The organism is Massilia sp. CCM 8734 (assembly GCF_011682155.1).
Lineage (GTDB): Bacteria > Pseudomonadota > Gammaproteobacteria > Burkholderiales > Burkholderiaceae_D > Telluria_A > Telluria_A rubra.
In genome coordinates this window covers 99,876-119,290 of the sequence record NZ_WHJI01000022.1, presented here as the reverse complement: position 1 = coordinate 119,290, position 19,415 = coordinate 99,876, and the positions used below count along the sequence as shown (strand labels likewise).

The window sequence follows — 19,415 nt, the reverse complement described above, 5'->3', positions numbered from 1 at the left end:
TCATGGTGTGGGCGTTTTGATGTTGTCTTCAGAACCAATATCATGCCAGAAATGGGCGCCCACGCCCCTCCATCATGCCGAGTCCGGCGATCAAATTCACACACGTGACCAGTTTTGCAAGTGCCTCATCAGTATGGAACAAGAAGCAAGACAATACGGAAATTGGGCCTTTTCCATTTTGAGCACCCCGAATTTATGCGCACAACAACCTCCTCAGCAGCCCATGCCCCCATCGCCGCAGACACAGTGTTTGGCTGACTGTGCCTCAGAACGAGATTCGTGTATGGCTGATGTTGCGACTCAGGGTGGTCCGCGTCCCCAACAGTGTGTAGCACAATTTCGAGCTTGTAGAGCCAGTTGTCGGCCATGAGAACTTGATCGACTTCTTGAACTGATCCCAAAAGATATGGCTAATGGGATCATATGGCAATGAGTATGCGTGTTATCCATGGCCTCAACGCCCAACGAATAAGGTTAGATTGTGATCGCGAAGCGAGCCACAATCTGAACCGTTTGTTGGACGAGTCCGCCCGAGTTCGACAGTTAATCGCGTAAGTGCTTGATTTGTAAGGCAGCGTCTACCAAACGCTCCACTACAAAAGTGTTAATTGCGTTTTTAGCGTCGGTTTTTTGATGGTCAATGCGGCCAGTATGTCGGTCTGCTCCTTGTTGATGGTCGATAGCCCGGCAACGGGCTGGGCGCCGTTCACAGCGACCCTGTGATGCTGAATGCGACGCAGTTTGGCGAGCGCGCGTTCCGGCGACATGGCCGCTGCGCTGGTGTAAACGGGTGCGCATGACCCGGTACAGAATCAGCGCGATGAAACAGATGGTTGCATGCGCGCGTATCCGATCAGGCAAGCGATGGTAGATCGGTCCGATTTCGATTTCGGATTTTAGGACGCGGAAACCGCGTTCGATGATTGAACTGTCGAACTCGGGCTCGCCACCAATCAGGCGATCGTCGACGCCGTGCGCCGCCCCGCGCCGGCGACCGGCATCGATATCGGCTGCGGCGAACGCTGGCTGGTGCGCGCCCTCGATGGCGTTGCCATGACCGGCGTCGATGTGGTTCCCGCGCTCATCGAGCAGGCGCGCAGGGCGAGCGAGGGCGATTATCGCGTGCTCTCGTACGAAGAGATCGCGGCCGGCAAGCTCGCCATGCGTGCCGATGTCGCTGTCTGCAATTTTTCCCTGCTCGGAAAGGAGTCGGTCGATGGCCTCGTGCGCGCGGCAACTTCCTTCCTCACTCCCGGCGGCGCGCTGATCGTCCAGACCATCCACCCGCTCGCCGCCGGGGCGGCGGCCGATTACCGCGACGGCTGGCGCGCGGGCAGCTGGGCCGGCTTCAGCGACGCGTTTTCCGATCCCGCGCCCTGGTACTTCCGCACCCTCGCTAGCTGGCTCAGCCTGTTCAGGGAAAGCGGGCTGACCCTGGTCGACCTGCGCGAGCCGGCCCATCCGGAAAGCGGCGTGCTTCTCTCGTTGATCCTGGTCGGCGAAAACAGGCGCCCGCCAGCGGCGTCATAGAAATACACTTATAATTCGGAAAGATTGCCGAAGTTTCAACTGTGCTCGCACATCGATAACCCGCCGTACATCTGACCTTGTTAACGTACCCCACGGAGCACACATGCTGGTTTTTTCCGCAACATTCACCGCCAAACCGGGCGCCGCGCAGGCCGTGATCGACCTCGTCGCCGTCCTGATCGAGCCCTCGCGCGCCGAGCCTGGTTGCATCCGCTACGACTTCCTGCAATCGCCGTACACGCCCAACAAATTCGTCTTCTTCGAATTGTGGAAAAGCCAGGCCGATCTTGATGCCCACTTCCAGGAGCCGCATTTCCTGGCCTTCGCCGAGCGCCTGCCCGCGCTGACCGAGGGCAGCTTCGAAAAAGTCGCCTATGAAACGGACGGCCCGAAGCCAGCCGCCTGAATCGGGCAAGCCTCCCAATCGCACGGCGGGGCGACAGCGCAATCATCCGCGACTGGCGCGCGCTGAGCAGGGGGGCTAGCGTGATGTCCCATCCGGTCATTCCCTGATGTCCGCATGGTTGAACCCGTTCAATCGTGGGACGGCAGGGCGTCAAGGCGCTTCGTGCGCCCCCGGCGGCGCAAGAAATCGCGCTCCCTAGTCCTTAATGACTAGCCCGCCTAGCCCGTCATGGGCACATTCAAACCGCTCCCGTCCCGCTACAATCGGCCTGTCATCAATCTTCAGGGGAGCAGGGCCATGTTGCGCGACCGGTATGGGCGATCAATCGAATACCTGCGCCTGTCGGTGACCGACCGTTGCGACTTGCGCTGCAGCTATTGCATCCCCAAAGGCTTCAAGGGCTTCGAGGAGCCGGCGCACTGGCTCACCTTCGATGAAATCGAACGCCTGGTGGCCGCCTTCGCCCGCCTCGGCACGCGCCGCCTGCGCCTGACCGGCGGCGAGCCGCTGCTGCGCCGTCACCTGGCCGAACTGGCCGCACGCCTCTCCAGCCTGCCCGGCATCGACGACTTGTCGCTCTCGACCAACGCCACTCGCCTGGCGCACCACGCCGACGCCCTGCGCACGGCTGGCGTTTCGCGCATCAACGTCAGCCTCGATTCGCTCGACCGCGCCTGCATGCAGCAGATCACCGGGCGCGACAGCCTCGGCATGATCCTCGACGGCATCATGGCCGGCAAGGCGGCCGGCTTCGATCCGATCAAGATCAACATGGTGGCCCTGCGCGGCGTCAACGAGCACCAGATCGACGCCATGGTTGCCTTTTGCATCGAGCACCAGTTCGTGCTGCGCCTGATCGAAGCGATGCCCATGGGCGCCACCGGGCGCGACGCCACCTGGCTCGACCTGGGGCCGATCGAACGCCACCTGCGCCGTCATTTCGGCCTGGTCCACCAGCCCGACACGCTCGGCGGCGGGCCGGCGCGCTACCTGGCCACACCGGACGGACGCACCAGCGTCGGCTTCATCACGCCCATGTCGCAGCATTTCTGCGCCGACTGCAACCGCGTGCGCCTGTCGGTCGACGGCACCCTGTATCTGTGCCTTGGACAGGAAGACAAGGTCGAGCTGCGCCCCTTGCTGCGCGGCGGCGCCAGCGATGCCGAGCTGGAACAGGCGATCCGCGCCGCCATCGAACTCAAACCCGAAAAGCACGAATTCCGTGAGCAACCGGACAAAATCATCCGCTTCATGTCGCAAACCGGCGGATGAGCGGCAGCGCGGCGATACCGATTAGCAACGCGGCAGCGTATCATGGCGTCAGCAAGGAGAACGCATGCCCCTGAATACCCTGATTCCCTCACGTCAAAAGCTTTCCGCCAAGATCGTCGGCGCACTGCTCGGCTTCCTGGCGCTGGCCCTGTGCGCCATTGGCGTGACCCTGTACCTGTCCTGGCAGCTCGAAGGCAGCGCCGCCGCCATCAACGATACCGGCAGCTTGCGCATGAGCAGTTACCGGCTGGCGATCCTGCTGGCGCAACCGGGCGCGGGCGACACTGCCGGCACGGCCCCGCGCCAGGCCGGCGCCGCCCGCCAGATGGCCCAGATCGACGCCACCCTGGCGCAATTGCACCAGGGCGACCCGCAGCGCCCCTTGTTCTTGCCGCCGACCCGCGCCATCGTCGGCGAGTTCGATCACATCAACACCGACTGGCAGCGCGAGCTGCGTCCCGCCGCCAGCGCGCTGGCGGCCGGGCAGGGCGCCGACGCGGGCGCGCTGCGGCGCTACCTGGCGCGCACCGACGTGTTCGTTGAGCGCGTCAACGGGCTGGTCCAGCTGATCGAGCGCGACAGCGAAACGCGCACCTTCTGGCTGCGCGCCTCGCAGTTGGCGCTGCTGGCCCTGGCCATGGTCGGCACCGTCAGCCTGATCTACCTCATGTTCAGCCTGATCATCGAACCGGTCACCCGCCTGCACGACGGCTTGCACCGCATGAAGGACAAGGATTTCGAAGTGCGCCTGGCGGTCGACAGCGTCGATGAATTCGGCCAGCTGGCGCAAGGCTTCAACCAGATGGCCGACCGCCTGCAAGCGCTGTACGGCAACCTGGAGAGCCTGGTACACACCAAGACCGCCGCGCTGGAGCACAACAACCGCGAACTGGCCTTGCTGTACGACAGCGCCGCCTTCCTGCAGCGCCCGCAGCCGGTGGAACCCCTGTGCGAAGGCTTTTTGCAGCGCATCAGCGATTACTTCCAGGCCGACGGCGGCTCGGTGCGCGTGCTCGACGCCGGACGCGACAATCTGCACATGGTGGTCCACCACGGCTTGTCGAAACGCCTGGTCGAGCGCGAACACTGCATCAAGGTCGGCGATTGCCTGTGCGGCGAAGCGGTCCAGAAAAAGGTCACGGTGATCCACGACCTGCGCAAGCTCGACAAGAGCTACGAGCTTGAATGCCACCGCGAAGGCTTCGCCACGGTCTCGGTATTTCACATGTATGCGCACCAGCAGCACCTGGGTTTTTTCAACTTGCATTTCCGCACGCCGCGCGAACTCGACGCGCGCGAGCAGGGTTTGCTCGAAACGCTGGGCCAGTTGCTCGGCACCGCCATCGAAAACCTGCGCCTGGGCGCGCGCGAACGCGAAATGGCGGTCTCCGAAGAGCGCAACCTGGTGGCCCAGGGCTTGCATGACAGCATCGCCCAAGGGCTCAACTTCCTCAACCTGCAAGTCCAGATGCTCGACCAATCTGTGCGCGACGGCAAGCTGGACGACGTGGCCGAAATCATCCCGGCCCTGCGCGCCGGCGTGCAGGAAAGCTACGAAGACGTGCGCGAACTGCTGCACAACTTCCGCAGCCGCCTGGCCGAGGGCAACCTGATCGCCGCGCTGGAAACCACGGTCGACAAATTCCGCCGCCAGACCGGCATCGTCGCCGAGCTGGTGGCCGACGTCGACGGCGCCCCGTTCCCGCGCGAGCAGCAATTGCAACTGTTGTTCATCGTGCAGGAGGCGCTGTCGAACGTGCGCAAGCATGCGGACGCGAGCCAGGTCACGGTGCGCCTGCAGGACAGTCACGATTTTTTACTGAGCATCGAAGACAACGGCGCCGGCTTCGATCCGGCCCTGCTCGAAGGTCGCGGCGACAGCCACGTCGGCATCCACATCATGCGCGAGCGCGCCCAGCGCATCGAAGCGACGCTGGCCGTCAGCTCGCGCCCCGGTGTCGGCACTACCATCGCCTTGACCCTGCCGCAGGCGCATCGCCGCGCCGCCTGATTATCAAATGGAGAACCCCATGGACACCCCCGACCAACCGATCCGCGTGCTGCTGGTGGACGACCACAGCCTGTTTCGCAGCGGCATCCGCTCGCTGCTTCAGCGCCACGCCGAATTCGCCGTCGTCGGCGAGGCGGCCGATGGCGTCGAAGGCATCAAGCGCGCGCGCCAGTTGCAGCCCGACGTGGTGCTGCTGGACCTGAACATGCCCGGCATGTCCGGCGTCGAAACCTTGCAGCTGATGCAGCAGGATTGCCCGGACGCGGCGATCGTCATGCTCACCGTGTCGGAAGAGGCGCAAGACCTGGGCACGGCCCTGCGTGCCGGCGCCAGCGGTTACCTGATCAAGAATATCGATACCGACTACCTGCTGCGCGCGATCCGCCGCGCCGCCGCCGGCGAGACCGTGGTGGCCGAAGCAATGACCGGCAAGCTGGTGGCGCAGTTGCAAGCCGGCACGGCGGCCGAAGCGCCCGCGTCCGAGCTCGACAAGCTGACCCCGCGCGAGCGCGAAATCCTCGACAGCCTGGCGCGCGGCGAAAGCAACAAATGCATCGCCCGCAACCTCGACCTGGCCGAAAGCACGGTCAAGATCCACGTCCAGAACGTGCTCAAGAAACTCAAGCTGGCCAGCCGCGTGCAGGCCGCCGTGTTCGCCGTCGAGCACCGCATGAAATAGGAGCGGCAGCCGGGACCGCGAACAGGTTGCCGCGCGGTACGCCGGCGACACGCAGCCGGTCAAGCAGGCGCCAGCCTGACCGGAGCTCGGATCTAGCCGCCGCCGCCGCAGCCACCGCAGCATCCGCCGCTGGCCGGCGGCGCCACCGTAAAGCCGGCGGCGAACAAGGCATCGCGCAGCTGTTCGGCCGAGGCGCGCGCCTCGTCGAAGCCGACCCGCGCGCGGCCGGTGGCCAGGGTCAGGTGCACGGTTTCGACGCCGGTCACAGCTTCGAGCGCCTGGGCGACGGCCAGCGCCACGGTCTGGTTCTGCATGGCGGGAATGGTCAGTAAGGCGGTTTGCATACGTTCTCCGATAATTGTCGTGGGTTGATGCGAACAGCCTAAAGCGCCGTTTGGCCGCCGTCCAGAAGCCCGTGCGATTTGTTCGAAAAGCATAACCTGCATCAAGAATGCCCCACTCAGGCGGCGCCGTGCCCGATCCGCCCTCAAAACGCGCGCGATAGCCATTGCCCGGCGCGGCGCCTTTAAGTAGTATATTGAATATATCTTTAAAGGATGGATGAAATGAGTCTGCTGACAATCGACGAACCGGCCGCGCCGGTCCACCACGCGCCGTGGAGCGCGCAGCACCCCGTGTGGGCGCTCGGCTTCCGGCCTTTTTACATCCTGACGGCGGCCTTCGCGGCACTCGCCGTGCCCTTGTGGCTTGCGCAATACCTGGGCTGGCTGAATTGGCCGCACGTCGGCCTCGGCTGGCACGCGCACGAGATGGTGTATGGCATGGCGATCGCCGTGATTATCGGCTTCCTGTTCACGGCCGGGCGCGCCTGGACCAATCTGCCGACCCCAAGCGGCGTCCACCTGGCCGCGTTGGCCGGCGTGTGGCTGGCCGGACGCGGCGCCATGCTGGCCGCGCCGCCGCTGGCCGCCGCCGTGATCGACCTGCTGTTCCTGCCGCTGGCCGCCTGGCCCCTGTACCGCGTGCTCAAGCAATCGGGCAACAAGCGCAACCTGTTCCTGGTGTTCCTGCTCGGTTTGCTGACCCTGGCCAACGCGCTGTTCCATGGCGCCACCTTGGGCTGGGTCGCCATGTCGCCCTTGACGCCCGTGCATGCCGCGATCCTGGTGATCGTGCTCATCGAAGCGGTGATCGGCGGCAGGGTCATTCCCATGTTCACCACCAATGGCGCGCCTGGCAGCAAGCCAGTGGTGCGGCCGCGCTACGACAAGGTGGCGCTGGGGCTGACGGTGGCCGCCAGCGCGGCCTACGTACTGCCGTTGCCGGGCGCGATCGCCGCCGCCCTGATGATGGCGGCCGCCTGCGCTGTGCTGCTGCGCCTGGTTGGCTGGCAGCCGCAGCGCACCTTGCACGTGCCGCTGCTGTGGATTTTGCACCTCGGCTACGCCTGGATTGCGCTCGGCTTTGCGCTGTTGTCGCTGGCCGCGCTCGGCTTCGGGACGGCCAGCGCCGGCTTCCACGCGCTGGCGGTCGGGTCGATGGCAGGGCTGATCATCGGCATGATGACCCGCACCACGCTTGGCCACACGGGCCGCATGCTCAAGGCCGGGCGCTACGAGCCGTTCATGTACCTGCTGATCCAGGCCGGCGCCGTGCTGCGCGTGCTGGCGCAGTTCATTCCCTTTGCGTGGCGCGATGGCGCGCTGCTGGCGTCGGGCCTGTGCTGGAGCCTGTCGTTCCTGCTGTTTTTGCTGGTGTACACGCCCTATCTGTGGCGCGCCCGCATCGATGGGCGCGAGGGCTGAGGCGAGATGGTAGGATAGCGTCCGTGGCATGCTTAGGGCATTCCGGCAGCTCCACTGCATCGTTCCCTCAGCCCCACTGCGTCGTTCCCGCAGTCCCACTACGTCGTTCCCGCCTGCGCGGGAACGACGGTGGTGGTCTACATCTCAACCAACTGAAGTGATCAAGAAAAAATGACAACCGTATTTGCGATGCCCGTGTTCGATGCCACGGTCATCTTTGAAGGAAATGAACTGTTCAAGGGAAAAGGTTCGGCCAGCATGTGGGCCGAAAAACTCGCCGCCGAGATTGGCGGCGAGGTCGGTGTGCAGAAAATCGGCACCGGCTGGGTCATCACCGGCCGCGTCGATGGCGACGACTGCCAGTGGGGCATCCACGGGCAGCGCCTCAAGCGCGTGGTTAGTGTGCCAGCGCAATAGCGTCGCTACGGACCTTTAACATCTTCTCCAGCGCCGGATCGCGTTTGTACACGTCTTCCGGAAACAAGGCCAGGCCTTCGCGGTCGGTCACGGCCGTCGAATAGAACAGCACCACCGGAATCGGCGTCTTGATGCCGACGGTTTTCATCGGCGCCGGCTTCATCAGCGCGTCGATCGTGGCCGGGGTCATCTGCGGCTGGTCGCCGAACACGAACTTGGCCAGCCCCAGCGGGTTTTCGACCCGGATGCAACCGTGGCTCAGGTCGCGCCGGCCGCGCTTGAACAAGCCTTGCGCCGAGGTCGAGTGCAGATAGATATTATCCGAGTTCGGCATGGCGAATTTCACCGCGCCAAGCGCATTGCGCGGCCCCGGCCGCTGGCGCACGCGGTACTGGCCGGCGCGCAGCCCGTCCAGCACGTCGGCGTCGACCGTCGACACCGGCGCGCCGCCGCCGAGCGGCACCAATTCCATTTCATTCTTGCTCAGGTAGCCCGGATCGCGCGCCAGCTTGGGAATGATTTCGCCTTTTTCGATACTGCGCGGCACGTTCCAGTACGGATTGAATTCCACGTAGCGCATCGAGCCGACGAACAGCGGGGTCGGTGTTTTGGCCGACGCGCCGACGATCACGCGCATTTCGATCAGCGGGTTCTTGGCGCCCGGTCCCAGTTCCAGCGCCCACAGGCGGAACGAGGGCAGGTTGACGGCGATCAGGCGCCCGTCCGGAAAGTCGGGCAGCCAGCGCAGGCGCTCCAGGCCCAGTTCGAGCTGGCGCACGCGGCGCGTCAGCGGCACGTTCAGCGCCGCCAGGGTGCCGGCCCCGATCACGCCATCGTCATTGAGCGCGTGGCGCGACTGGAAGCGCTTGACGCCTTCGGCCAGCGCCTCGGTGTAGATGCCGGCCTTGGCGGGCGGCTCGGCCGCTGCGCTGGCGCTCAGGTCGCCCAACTGGACCAGGCGTGCGCGCAGGGTCGCCACGCCGGCGTACGGCGCGCCCGGTTCGAGCTTCTTGACGCCGTCGGGCAGCGCCGGCAGCGCCGCGAACGGCTGCTCGGCCAGCTTGCGGTAGCTTGCCAGGGTCGCCATCACGCGCCGGTACAGCGGAATGCGCGGTTCGGACGCGGCCACCGCCTGGTCCAGGCGCTGGCTCAGCAGCGCGGCGCGCAGTTGCTCGACCGGATCGGTCTTGGTCAGGCGCGGATCGGGCAGGGTCGTGTGGTATTCGGACTTGACCCGGCCCACGCGCAGGTCGGCCAGGTAATGCAGCATGGCTTGGGTCATGCCGGCGTCGAAGCGGGCGCTGGTGCGCTGGGCCGGATCGGCCAGCTGGCGCGCCAGGCCATCGACGTTGTACTCGGCCGGCGCGAGGCCATGCACGCCGGCGTTTTGCAGCAGCGAGAGGGCGGCGCTGGCCTGCTTGTAGCCGCGGTCCTGCCACGCTGGCGCATAGGCCCGGGCGATGTAGAAGCGGGCCAGCCAGTCGCGTTCGTCATACGGGCGCGAACCGCGCGTCGGCACCGCCGCCGCGCTGATCGCCAGGGTGCGCAGCTCGGCCGCGATGCCAGCCGCCGGCGCGCCGGCCGCCGCGACCGGGGCCGGCGCGGCTGCGCTGGCCGCACCTTGGGGAAGCCAGACCACAAGCGCCAGCGCAATGGCGCTAAGACGGAAGCTTCGTTTGCCGACGATCATTTAAGTTTCCAGACAGTAAAAATCTGACCATCTTAAACGAAGCGCTCGGGAATAACATGACGGTTGTCAAAAAAGTTATAAAAATGGTAGCGCCAGCGCAACAAACTGTCGTTGAACGCCAGCGTCGGACGGTATTCGGCGCTAACGCACACGGCGTGTGCGGCCCGAGATAGCGGGCTGACGTCCATTTTTCCACGGCCGCCGTGTCGGCTGGCGGTGCGACGGTGAAGGCATCGTGATTGCGGGTAAAACATTATCGCAATGGCATTTAGTTGTCGTCCAGACTTCTTCTGGGGCGGGTGCGGGGATGCTGACGGCCTCTCAGGGACCGCACAAGAAAAAAAAGCGGTCGCTCAACAACGCGCGTCTCGGCAAGCAAGACCTCGCCATTGAGGTCAGGCAGCGCCTGTTTGCGGGCGCGCTCGAACGCTGCCAGGTCGCGCCGCAGCACGACGTGGTTCTCGCGGGTGTAGACGAAGTCGCCAATGTAGACCACTTTTCCAGGCGGAGCGATGAATGCCGTCGGTGTATTGTCCATTGAGGGCATGCCCGTTTTGTAGGTGTAACTTCCCGCAGGGACGTTGAACGCGACATAGCGCACCGCAGCCGGCACCGAGGGAATACTGGCCCTCGGTGCGGTTATAGAACCAGCAGCCGCCGGCGGTGACCTGGTCCGCGAGATTGTATTCGTCGAGCTGCACGCCCATCCGCTGAGCGTCCCAGATCCCCTCCATGCCCATCCCATACACCACGACAGCGCGCCACGGGCTGGGTGTTCCGCCCGTTGGCAGGGGCCTGGTTGAGTTCATCAGGCAGCCGCTGAGCAGAAAACACGCCGCGAACGGCGTCAATAGGGTTCGAAAAGGGTGCATCGGGTCCTTGAAAGGTGCGGGAAGCGGCGGCGGACGTACCGCTCGCTCCCGTTGCCGATTAGACCACAATATCTGTCCGCCAGCCTAGTAGCCGATTTCCTTCAGATAATCGGCGCGCGCGGCCAGCGCCGTATCGGCGAAGTCCGAGAACACGCCATCGACGCCAAGCGCGTAGAACTGCTTGTATTCGAGCTTGGGATCGCCCTTGTAATCGAGCGCAAGGCGGCGTTTTTCGTTGCGGAAGGTGTAAGGATGGACCAGCAGGCCGGCCTTGTGCGCGTCCGCCACCAGGGTCGTCGGCGCGGTGGTGGTGCTGTCGGCCTCGTTGACCTTGCCGTCGCCGTTGGCGTCGACCAGCTTGCCGTCGGCGCCAACGCTGCCCTTGGAGCTGACGATATAGCGCTTCCACGGGCCGATGGCGTCGGCGTAGGTCTTGATCTCGGCCAGCCCGGCTGGCGTGACCATGGCGCTGAACAGGCGCTTGTCGCCCGCCACGGCCCAGTCGTACGGACGGTCGAACGGCGCGGCGTAGGTGAGGGCGCCGGTTTTCAGGTCGACATCGTCGGCGTCGATCAGTTGCACCATGCGCACGGTCGCGCCCTTGCCGCGCATGTACTTCAGGCTGCCCGGCTCGAACGACTGTACGAACACCGGCGCGCTGCGGCTGTTCCAGCCGGCGGCGGTGAGCAGGGCCAGCAGCTTGTCTTCGAGCGGCAGGCCAGCTTCGCGGTGGAAGGTCGGGTTTTTAGTCTCGGGATACAGGATGATGTTGCGGCCGCTCTTCTTGATCATGTCGACGATTTCCTGGATCGTCGCGATCTTGTAGCGTCCGTTGAACTGCTGCGGCCGCTCGGCGTCGGTGGAAATACCGCCCAGCGTCTTGATTTCGGCCAGGGTGAAGTCGCCCGCGAACCAGCCTTCCTCGACCAGGCCGTCCACGCTCATCTTGCGCTTGCGGCTGGCGAACTCCGGATGCGAGGCGACATCGGTGCTGTAAATCAGGTTGGGATCGTGGCGCGCGATCAGCACGCCATCCTTGGTCGAGACCACGTCCGGCTCGATCGCGTCGGCGCCTTGCTCGATGGCCATGGCGTAGGCTTCCACGGTTTCTTCCGGCAGGTAGCCGCCGGCGCCGCGGTGCGCCACCACCAGCGGCGCCTTGCCGTCGAGGGTGTTGAGGACCACCGGATCGTTGCTGTTGCATGCGCCGAGCGCGACTGTTGCGGCGCAGATCACTGCCAGATTCCTTTTGATTGCCATTGCATAGACTCCAAGTATAAACGCGGAATTCTAGGTGGTGGAAATGACAAGCTGATGACGAAGAAGCGCCGAGGCATTGACAAGGCCGCGGCCCGTCTCATCCAACGCGATTGCGCGGGAGCAGGGCGTGGCGCGGGCAGCGCGTGATCATCCAGCCGTCGTGCATTTTCTCCTCGCCGGGTTTGCCGCAGATTTCGCAAATCTCGGCGCTGAGCCACTCGATGTCGTGAAGGTACGATTCGAACACCTCGTTGTAGGGCGTGCAGCGTACAAGCAAACGTGCCCATTTTTGAAACACCTCGTCGATGACGATCCCCGGTGGCACCTTGTCGAAAACCTCGTCGACCAGGGGCCGCCAGCCTGCGCCGCATGTTCGTTCAATCCACTGCTTCGCTTCCGCCCGGTCCATACATGTTGCCCTTGAAATGTCAATCGGACAGTGTAGCCGTTCCGGCAAGCCCCCCCTGGTGTCAGGTCTGACATTCGGACACGGCCTCAGCCATTGTAGACAGCCCGCCGGCGGCTTCCTTGTCGCTGTTAAAGGAAGCCCCCCTGGTGTCAGGTCTGACATTCGGACACGGCCTCAGCCATAAGCCCCCCTGGTGTCAGGTCTGACATTCGGACACGGCCTCAGCCATTGTAGATGGCCCGCCGGCAGCTTCCTTGTCGCTGTTCAAGGTGAAACCGCGCTCCGACCGTTGTAAGCGAGCTCTTCCAATCGCAAATGACGTGCGTCGATGCAAGCCACAGGCTATGATCAGTCTGCATTCCAGCACTCATCCAGCCGGGCGGCGCCCGGCCTCGACCAGGGCGGACCCTTATGAAGATACGGCGTTGTGCAGTACTGTTCATCGAACCGCGCGAAGACCTTGGCATCGACTGGGCCGCTTTGTTCTCCGGTGAGGGAGCGCTCAGCGCCTCGCTGCGCTGGGTGGCGCTGGCGCCGCACCTGGACCGCGAAACCCCCATTGACGCGGCCCAGGTGGCCGCCCTCGGCGCCATCGGCCAGACCGCCTGGACCGAGCGCGCCGATGCCGAGCGCCAGCTTGGCGCCGCCATGGTCGAGAGCCTGCTCGCACTCGGTCTCCTGCTTGACGACGGCGATGGCAGTAGCAACATCGCCGCGCGCGAACGCGATACCGTGCTGCGCGAGCAGCACTGGCGCCCGCTATCGGCCGCCGCCCATATGTTCAGCCGCTGGGACGACATGCAGGTCGACAAGGGCATGCACTTCCCCAGTTTCGAGGAACTGGTCCAGTCTTACGGGGCGCCGCCCGAGCCGGCCATCGAACGCGGCGACAGCGAGCACGCCATCGCGCTGCCCGCCGCCCAGAGCGGCCCGCTGGACGCCCAGCTGCTGCGGCGCTACACCGGCCGCAACTACGATCCTGATGCGCCGCTGCCGCCCGAGGTGCTGGCGCGCCTGCTGCAACGCACCTTCGGCGTCCAGCTCCAGAGCATGCTGGCGCAGGAGGCGCTGGTATTCAAAAAAACCAGTCCCTCCGCCGGCAGCCTGCATCCGACCGAAGCCTATGTGCTGGTGCGGCGCGTGCCGGGCGTCGCGCCCGGCCTGTACCACTACCACCCGCTCAAGCACGCGCTGGAACCGATGGCGGCGCTCGAACCGGCCGCCGCGAGCGAGCTGGCGCGCCAGTTCGTGGCCGACCAGCACTGGTTTGTCGACGCCCCGGTGATGGTGGTGATGGCGGCGCGGGTGGCGCGCAACTTCTGGAAGTACCGCAACCACGCCAAGGCCTACCGCGCGCTCATGCTCGACGCCGGCCATCTGTCGCAAACGTTTTATCTGCTGGCCACCGAAGCGGGCATGCCGGGCTTCGTGACGGCGGCGGTGAACGAGAAGGTGATCGAACGCGCGTTCGGGCTCGATCCCTTGTCCGATGCGGTGGTTGCCGTGTGCGGCTGCGGTGTCGCAGCTGCCGGGCAGAGCACGCTGGAATTACGCTATGAAGAGTGAGACATGACGCCGGACCGACACCGCTTACGCGCTGGCGCCTAAAAAGAAGGGAATCGCGCCGGCAGCGCTGTCAAGCTTGGACATGAAAGCCATGCGGTCGATCGCGATGGCGTCCTTGCCCGCAAGGCAACGTTGCGATGGAATCTGCCCGGGCGCGAGCGCAATGCCGATGCTGTCCAATGCCGCCACAGGATCGCCCAGCAGGCGTGCGCGGAAGACGTCGTCGCTGGACAATTTACGCAGCAGGGAGTCGAAATCGCTATGCAGGTGGGTAGTCATGATGGGGGACCTTTTCGTGTAGGAAAATGATGAATCACGTAAGAGAAGCACCCAGTCATCGTAGGATAATTATTGATCAATATCAAGGTTTAGTGAGCATAGCTAGGTGTTTTTTTCATCGTTGTGGGCGCCATCCATCACTTCGTTAAACAGCGCTAAAAACGCCGGTAACAGTTGGGCGGCGACGGCGCCATCGCGCGCCATCAGGCGCTCTTCCAGCTCGCCGGCGGCGCGGTACAGCTCCTGCGCCGACAGGTTGCCGGCCGCGCCCTTGATCTTGTGGACCAGCAGGCCGGCCTGTTCCAGCTCGCCCTTGCCGAGCGCCTGTTCGATGGCGGCGCCGCTGGCGGCGAAGTCCTTGGCGAACATGGCCAGCAGGCGCGTGAGCAGCGGGCCGTTGTGGCCCAGGCGCGCCATGGCGGCCGCCACGTCGATGCCGGGCAGGTGCGCCGGCGCCTCGCCGCCGCCGGCCGGCTCGGGGGCGGACGGCGCCGCCACGCGGGTCGGATCGGGGCGGATCCATTCGGCCAGCACGGTGTACAGGATGGCCGGCTCGATCGGCTTGGACAGGTAATCGTTCATGCCCATCGCCAGGCAGCTGTCGCGGTAGCCGGCCACCGCGTGCGCGGTCATGGCGATGATCGGCAGGTCGGCGTGACGCGGGTTGGCGCGGATGCGCGCGCTGGCCTGGTAGCCGTCCATCTCGGGCATCTGGATATCCATCAGCACCGCGTCGTAGGCGGCCTGGTCGACCAGGCGCACCGCATCGACCCCGTTGCCCGCCAGGTCCACGTGCACGCCGGCGCGGCGCAGGATTTCGCTGGCCACCTGCTGGTTGACCAGGTTGTCGTCCACCACCAGCACGCGCGCGCCAAGAATGCGTTCGGCCGCCTGCGACGGGAAAGGGGCGGCGTCGGGCGCGGGCACGGCGGCGTCGAAGCCCATGGTCGCCAGCACGCTGTCGAGCAGTTGCGAGGCCGACACCGGCTTGACCAGGAAGGCACCGATGCCCGCTTCTTCGGCCGCCGCCTTGATATGGTCGCGCGCAAAGGCGGTCACCATGATGATCGACGGGATCGCCGCCAGGGTCGGGTCGTCCTTGATGCGGCGCGCCGTTTCCAGACCGTCCATGTCGGGCATGTTCCAGTCCATCAGCACCAGGTCGTAGGCGTCGAGCTGCAACGCGAACAGGGCGGCCGCGCCCGAACCGACCGCGCTGGCGTCAAATCCGAAGCTGCGTAGTTGCAGCTCGAGCATTTCGCGCGTGGGCGCGCTGTCGTCCACCACCAGCACCTTCTTGCCGCGCGCGCCGGCGCCGGCCTGCAGGCGCGTCGCGCCCTGCGCCGGGGCCACGTTCAGGTTCAGCGTGAAGTGGAAGCGGCTGCCGGCGCCAAGTTCGCTGTCGACCCGGATCTCGCCGCCCATCTTGCGCACCAGCTGCTGCGAAATCGCCAGCCCCAGCCCGGTGCCGCCGTAGATGCGGGTGGTGCTGGCGTCGGCCTGGGCAAAGGCCTGGAACAGGCGCTCCTGCTGCTCCGGGCTGATGCCGACTCCCGAGTCTTCGACCGCGAAGCACAGGCGCACCTGGGTGGTGTCGTCGCCGCGCCGCTCGCGGTCCCATTCCGCATCGCGTTCCACGCGCAACTGGATGTGGCCGTGCGCGGTGAATTTGAGCGCGTTGCCGACCAGGTTGATCAATACCTGGCCAAGCCGCAGCGGGTCGCCCATCAGGATCTGCGGCACGTCCGGCGCGGCCCAGATCACCAGTTCGAGTTCCTTTTCGGCGGCGCGCCAGGCGAACAAGTCGACGATATTGGTCAAGGTGTCAGGCAGGTCGAAGGGCACCACTTCGAGTTCCAGCTTGCCCGCTTCGATCTTTGAAAAATCGAGGATGTCGTTGATGATGTCGAGCAGGTTGTTGCCGGCGCGCGCAATCTTGCGGAAGTAGTCGCGCGGCTTGGCCGCCAGTTCCAGGTGGGTGCCCAGGCCCGCGAAGCCGAGGATGGCGTTCATCGGCGTGCGGATTTCGTGGCTGATATTGGCCAGGAATTCGCTCTTGGCGCGCGTGGCCGCTTCGGCGCGGGCGCGCGCCTGTTCGATCAGGCGCAGCGCATTGGCCTTCTGGAAGGCCGACACGAACGGCTCCTTGAGCGCCTTGAGCAGTTCCAGGTCGCCATCTTGCAGCGGCACTTGCGGCGCGCGGTTTTCGAATACCAGAAAGCCTTCGATGCGATGCTCGATGCAGATGCGTACCGCCAGTTGCGCGTAGCCGGGGTGCGGCGCGCTTGCGCCGGCGCGGGTCAGGTAGATATCGGTGGTGATCATCTCGGCCGCGGCGACATAGCGTGCTTCGGCCTCGTCCAGCGCCATGCGTTCTTCGACCGGCACGCCGCCGTCGCGGTCCCAGGACGCACGCATGGCCAGGCTGTCGGTATCGGTCTCGCGCACCAGCGCCCAGGCGGCGTCGATACCCTTGATGAACATCGACTCGCGCAGGATGGTCTGGAGCAGGGCGTCGAAGTCGAGCTGCTCGTTGATCGACTTGACGATGGCGTTGAGTTTTTCCAGGTGCTGGGTGCGCGAGTACACCAGCGCCTGCAGCGCCGCGCGGCTGCGCTCCAACTGCCTGATGCGCCAGCGGTACAGCCCATACATGGCCGCCAGCGCGGCCAGCGCATACCCCAGCTTTGCCCACCAGGTCTGGTGCCAGGCCGGCAGCACGCGCACCAGGATCGCCAGTTCCTCGTCGGCCCACACGCCGTCGCGGTTGGCGCCGCGCACGCGCAGGCGGTAGCTCCCCGGCGCCAGGTTGCTGTACGCCGCCACGCGCCGGTTGGCGTCGTTTTCGACCCAGGCCTGGTCGTAGCCTTCCAGCAGGAACGCGTAGCGGTTGCGCTTCGCATCCGAAAAATCGAGGGCCGCCACTTCGATCTCGAAGCCCTTGATCCCGGGCGGCAGGATCAGGCGGCTGTCGCGCTGCGCCAGCACCTGCGCGCCCGCCACCGGATGGCCGTCGGTGCGCAGGGAGCTGATCGCCAGCGGCGGGCGGTATTCCCAGTTGGCCAGGCGCTCGGGGTGCACCACGGTCAGCCCGCCGGTGGCGCCGAACAGCAGGTCGCCTTCCGGGGTGGCGGCGGCCGCGCCGATGAAGTAGGTGGGAAAGCCCAGGCCCTCGGCGCGCGCCAGCGCACGCGCCTTCAGGCTGCCGCTGTCGATGACGGCGATGCCGTTGCCGGTGGCGGCCCACATGCGCGCGCTGCGGTCCAGGCGCAGGGCCGACACCGCGCTGCTGGGCAGGCCGTCGGCCACGCCCAGGCGCCGGAACACGGGCGCGCCGAACGGCGTGCGCATTTCGAGCACGTTGATGCCGCCGCCGTGGGTGGCGACCCACAGGCGCCCGCGTCCATCCATGGCCAGGGCGCTGATGACCGGGTCGGACAGGGCGCTCTCGTTGCTCGGGTTGGCGAGGATCTGCTCGATCTTGCCGCTGCCCGGGTCGAGCCGGTTCAAGCCGTTGCGGGTGCCGATCCAGAGCGCGCCGCCGGGGTCCGTCATCAGCGCCTGGATGCGGTTGTCGGTCAGGCCGCCCGGGCCGCTGGCGTAGGTGGTCAGCGTATTGGCGGCCGGGTCGTAGCGCAGCAAGCCGTCGAAGGTGCCGAGCCACAGCTGGCCGGCTTGCGCCACGATGGTGCCGATGCGTGGATAGGCGTTTGCCTGCGGCAGCGCAATGCGCGCCACGCTGCGGCCGTGGTCCGAGGTGCGGTACAAGCCCAGTTGCGTGCCGATCCAGGCTTCCTGCGGACTGGCCTCGGCCAGCGCCAGCAGCACGCGGTTGGGCAGCGCGCTGTCCAGGCGCGACGGGTCGGGGCGCAGCGCGGCGCTGCGGGTGCCGTCGGCGTCGACCAGGTCCACGCCCTGGTCGGCAAGGCCGAGCCAGACCCGCCCGCCGGAGTCGGTCATCAGGGCGCTGACCGCCGCTTCCGGCAAGCCGTGCGCGCCGAAGACGGCGGCCACGGCGCGGTTGTTGGGGTCATGAAAATCGACGCTGCGCTCGTTGCTGACCCAAATCAACCCGCTGCGGTCGCGCAGCAGGGCGGCGGCGCGGTCGTTGGCCAGGCTGGCCGGCACCGCCGCCTGGTGCACGATGCGGCGCGCCCGCCCGCTGGCGGCGTCGATGTCGATGATGCCGCCGCCGTAGGTGCTGGCCCACCAGCGTCCCGGCACGATCTCGGAAATGGCCAGCACCATGTTGGCGTGGGCATCGTTGACACCGTCCAGACGCATGATGCGCGCCCGCGTGGCGCCGGCGTCGACCACGCCGATGCCGCTTTTCAAGGTGCCGAAAGCGATCTCGCCGCGGCTGTTTTCGCCGAACGAGAGCACCGCGTCGCCCGCTGCGCCGTCCGCGCCTTCCTCGCCCACCGCGACCGTTTCGAAGCGGCCGCTGACGGCGTCGCGGCGCGCCAGGCCGCTACTGGTGCCGATCCACAGATTGCCCTTGCGGTCCAGGTGCAGCGCGCGAATGCGGGCGTCGGGCAGGGCGCCGGGGACGCCGGGGTCGGGACGATAGTGACGCACGGCGGTGCGCGCCGGGTCGACGTAGTCCAGGCCCGACGGCGTGCCGACCCAGACGCCGCCCATGCCGTCGCTGGCGATCGCATTGATGGCGGCGTCGGCCAGGCCGGCCGCGCCGGCGGGAAAGCGGATGAAGCGCTCGCGCACCTTGTCGTACATGGCCAGCCCGCCGGTGGCGGTGCCGATCCACAGGCGCCCGCGCCGGTCCACGTGCAGCGCCTGGATAAAGTCGGCGGGAACCGAATACGGGTCGGCGGCGTTGTGCACGAAGGAGAGCATGCGGTAGCCGTCCCAGCGCCCCAGGCCGCGCTGGGTGCCGATCCAGATAAAGCCGTCGCCGTCCTGCGCCAGCGCCATCGCCACCGGGTGCGGCAAGCCCTGGTCCAGGCCAATGTGCTCGAACAGCGGCGTGGCCAGCTTGTCCCAACGGTTCGCCACCCCGGTCGCCGCCAGCGCCGCGCCGGCGTACAGGTACAGCGCGGCGATCAATGGCGCCAGCCAGCGGCGTCGTTGCGCTCGGTCGGGACGGGGCAAGGGGGTCATCGGCGGTCCGTCGCGGGTGAACGGAGGCGGCGCCCGAAGGCGCGCGCGTGGCGACGGACTGATGTGGCGTGGATGTTCAAGTCGGGACGCGCTCCTGTCGGTGAAAATCGGATGCCGCGGCGTCCCCCGTGATGGGCCGC

At 66.0% G+C, this 19,415-nt stretch carries 15 protein-coding genes and 1 pseudogene; 8 read left to right on the top strand and 8 right to left on the bottom strand.

Annotated elements, in window-relative coordinates; all coding sequences use genetic code 11:
- Positions 1-593 precede the first annotated feature (593 nt).
- Positions 594-921: pseudogene (locus tag F2P46_RS20410) on the bottom strand (IS1634 family transposase); the annotation flags it as partial.
- Positions 922-972: 51 nt separating this feature from the next.
- On the opposite strand from F2P46_RS20410, the gene F2P46_RS20405 reads away from it, so the two are divergent.
- The 5 genes from F2P46_RS20405 (at position 973) to F2P46_RS20385 (ending at position 5,898) form a co-directional block, all read left to right on the top strand.
- Entirely contained in the window at positions 973-1,530 is a 558-nt protein-coding gene (locus tag F2P46_RS20405) for a class I SAM-dependent methyltransferase (protein ID WP_368737936.1), read from the top strand.
- A 103-nt stretch (positions 1,531-1,633) separates the two neighbouring features.
- Entirely contained in the window at positions 1,634-1,936 is a 303-nt protein-coding gene (locus F2P46_RS20400) for a putative quinol monooxygenase (RefSeq protein ID WP_166893535.1), read from the top strand.
- 297 nt (positions 1,937-2,233) lie between these two features.
- The gene (moaA, locus tag F2P46_RS20395; RefSeq protein ID WP_166893533.1) at positions 2,234-3,208 is read left to right on the top strand and encodes a GTP 3',8-cyclase MoaA; all 975 of its coding nucleotides are present in this window, start codon (positions 2,234-2,236) and stop codon (positions 3,206-3,208) included.
- A gap of 64 nt (positions 3,209-3,272) precedes the next feature.
- Entirely contained in the window at positions 3,273-5,219 is a 1,947-nt protein-coding gene (locus F2P46_RS20390; protein WP_166893531.1) for a type IV pili methyl-accepting chemotaxis transducer N-terminal domain-containing protein, read from the top strand.
- A gap of 19 nt (positions 5,220-5,238) precedes the next feature.
- Entirely contained in the window at positions 5,239-5,898 is a 660-nt protein-coding gene (locus F2P46_RS20385) for a response regulator (protein ID WP_166893529.1), read from the top strand.
- Between the two features lie 92 nt (positions 5,899-5,990).
- Here F2P46_RS20385 and F2P46_RS20380 read toward each other — a convergent pair whose 3' ends face one another.
- A complete protein-coding gene (locus F2P46_RS20380) occupies positions 5,991-6,242 on the bottom strand; it encodes a heavy-metal-associated domain-containing protein (protein WP_166893527.1) in 252 nt (83 codons plus the stop codon).
- Between the two features lie 222 nt (positions 6,243-6,464).
- Between F2P46_RS20380 and F2P46_RS20375 the strand changes: the two genes are divergently transcribed.
- Together F2P46_RS20375 and F2P46_RS20370 are read left to right on the top strand one after the other, a co-directional pair.
- Entirely contained in the window at positions 6,465-7,664 is a 1,200-nt protein-coding gene (locus tag F2P46_RS20375; protein ID WP_166893525.1) for an NnrS family protein, read from the top strand.
- Between the two features lie 171 nt (positions 7,665-7,835).
- Entirely contained in the window at positions 7,836-8,081 is a 246-nt protein-coding gene (locus F2P46_RS20370) for a hypothetical protein (RefSeq protein ID WP_229509370.1), read from the top strand.
- Here the strand turns inward: F2P46_RS20370 and F2P46_RS20365 are convergent.
- The 4 genes from F2P46_RS20365 to F2P46_RS20350 form a co-directional block, all read right to left on the bottom strand.
- Positions 8,062-9,771 (bottom strand): murein L,D-transpeptidase, encoded by a 1,710-nt coding sequence (locus F2P46_RS20365; RefSeq protein WP_166893523.1) that lies wholly within the window; start codon positions 9,769-9,771, stop codon positions 8,062-8,064. The two genes, F2P46_RS20370 and F2P46_RS20365, sit on opposite strands and share 20 nt — an antisense overlap.
- Positions 9,772-10,039: 268 nt before the next feature.
- Positions 10,040-10,309, bottom strand: coding sequence for a hypothetical protein (locus tag F2P46_RS20360; RefSeq protein WP_166893521.1), 270 nt, complete (start codon positions 10,307-10,309; stop codon positions 10,040-10,042).
- 418 nt (positions 10,310-10,727) lie between these two features.
- The gene (locus F2P46_RS20355; protein WP_166893519.1) at positions 10,728-11,903 is read right to left on the bottom strand and encodes a glycerophosphodiester phosphodiesterase; all 1,176 of its coding nucleotides are present in this window, start codon (positions 11,901-11,903) and stop codon (positions 10,728-10,730) included.
- 97 nt (positions 11,904-12,000) lie between these two features.
- Entirely contained in the window at positions 12,001-12,312 is a 312-nt protein-coding gene (locus F2P46_RS20350; RefSeq protein ID WP_166893517.1) for a hypothetical protein, read from the bottom strand.
- 411 nt (positions 12,313-12,723) lie between these two features.
- Here F2P46_RS20350 and F2P46_RS20345 point away from each other — a divergent pair, with 411 nt between their 5' ends.
- A complete protein-coding gene (locus tag F2P46_RS20345; RefSeq protein WP_166893515.1) occupies positions 12,724-13,878 on the top strand; it encodes a putative peptide maturation dehydrogenase in 1,155 nt (384 codons plus the stop codon).
- Positions 13,879-13,902: 24 nt separating this feature from the next.
- Here the strand turns inward: F2P46_RS20345 and F2P46_RS20340 are convergent, their stop codons facing one another.
- Together F2P46_RS20340 and F2P46_RS20335 are read right to left on the bottom strand one after the other, a co-directional pair.
- Positions 13,903-14,157 carry an NHLP-related RiPP peptide gene (locus F2P46_RS20340; protein WP_166893513.1) on the bottom strand — a complete coding sequence of 85 codons (255 nt, stop codon included), beginning with the start codon at positions 14,155-14,157 and terminating at the stop codon, positions 13,903-13,905.
- Between the two features lie 102 nt (positions 14,158-14,259).
- A complete protein-coding gene (locus F2P46_RS20335; RefSeq protein ID WP_166893511.1) occupies positions 14,260-19,275 on the bottom strand; it encodes a response regulator in 5,016 nt (1,671 codons plus the stop codon).
- Positions 19,276-19,415: the final 140 nt, after the last annotated feature.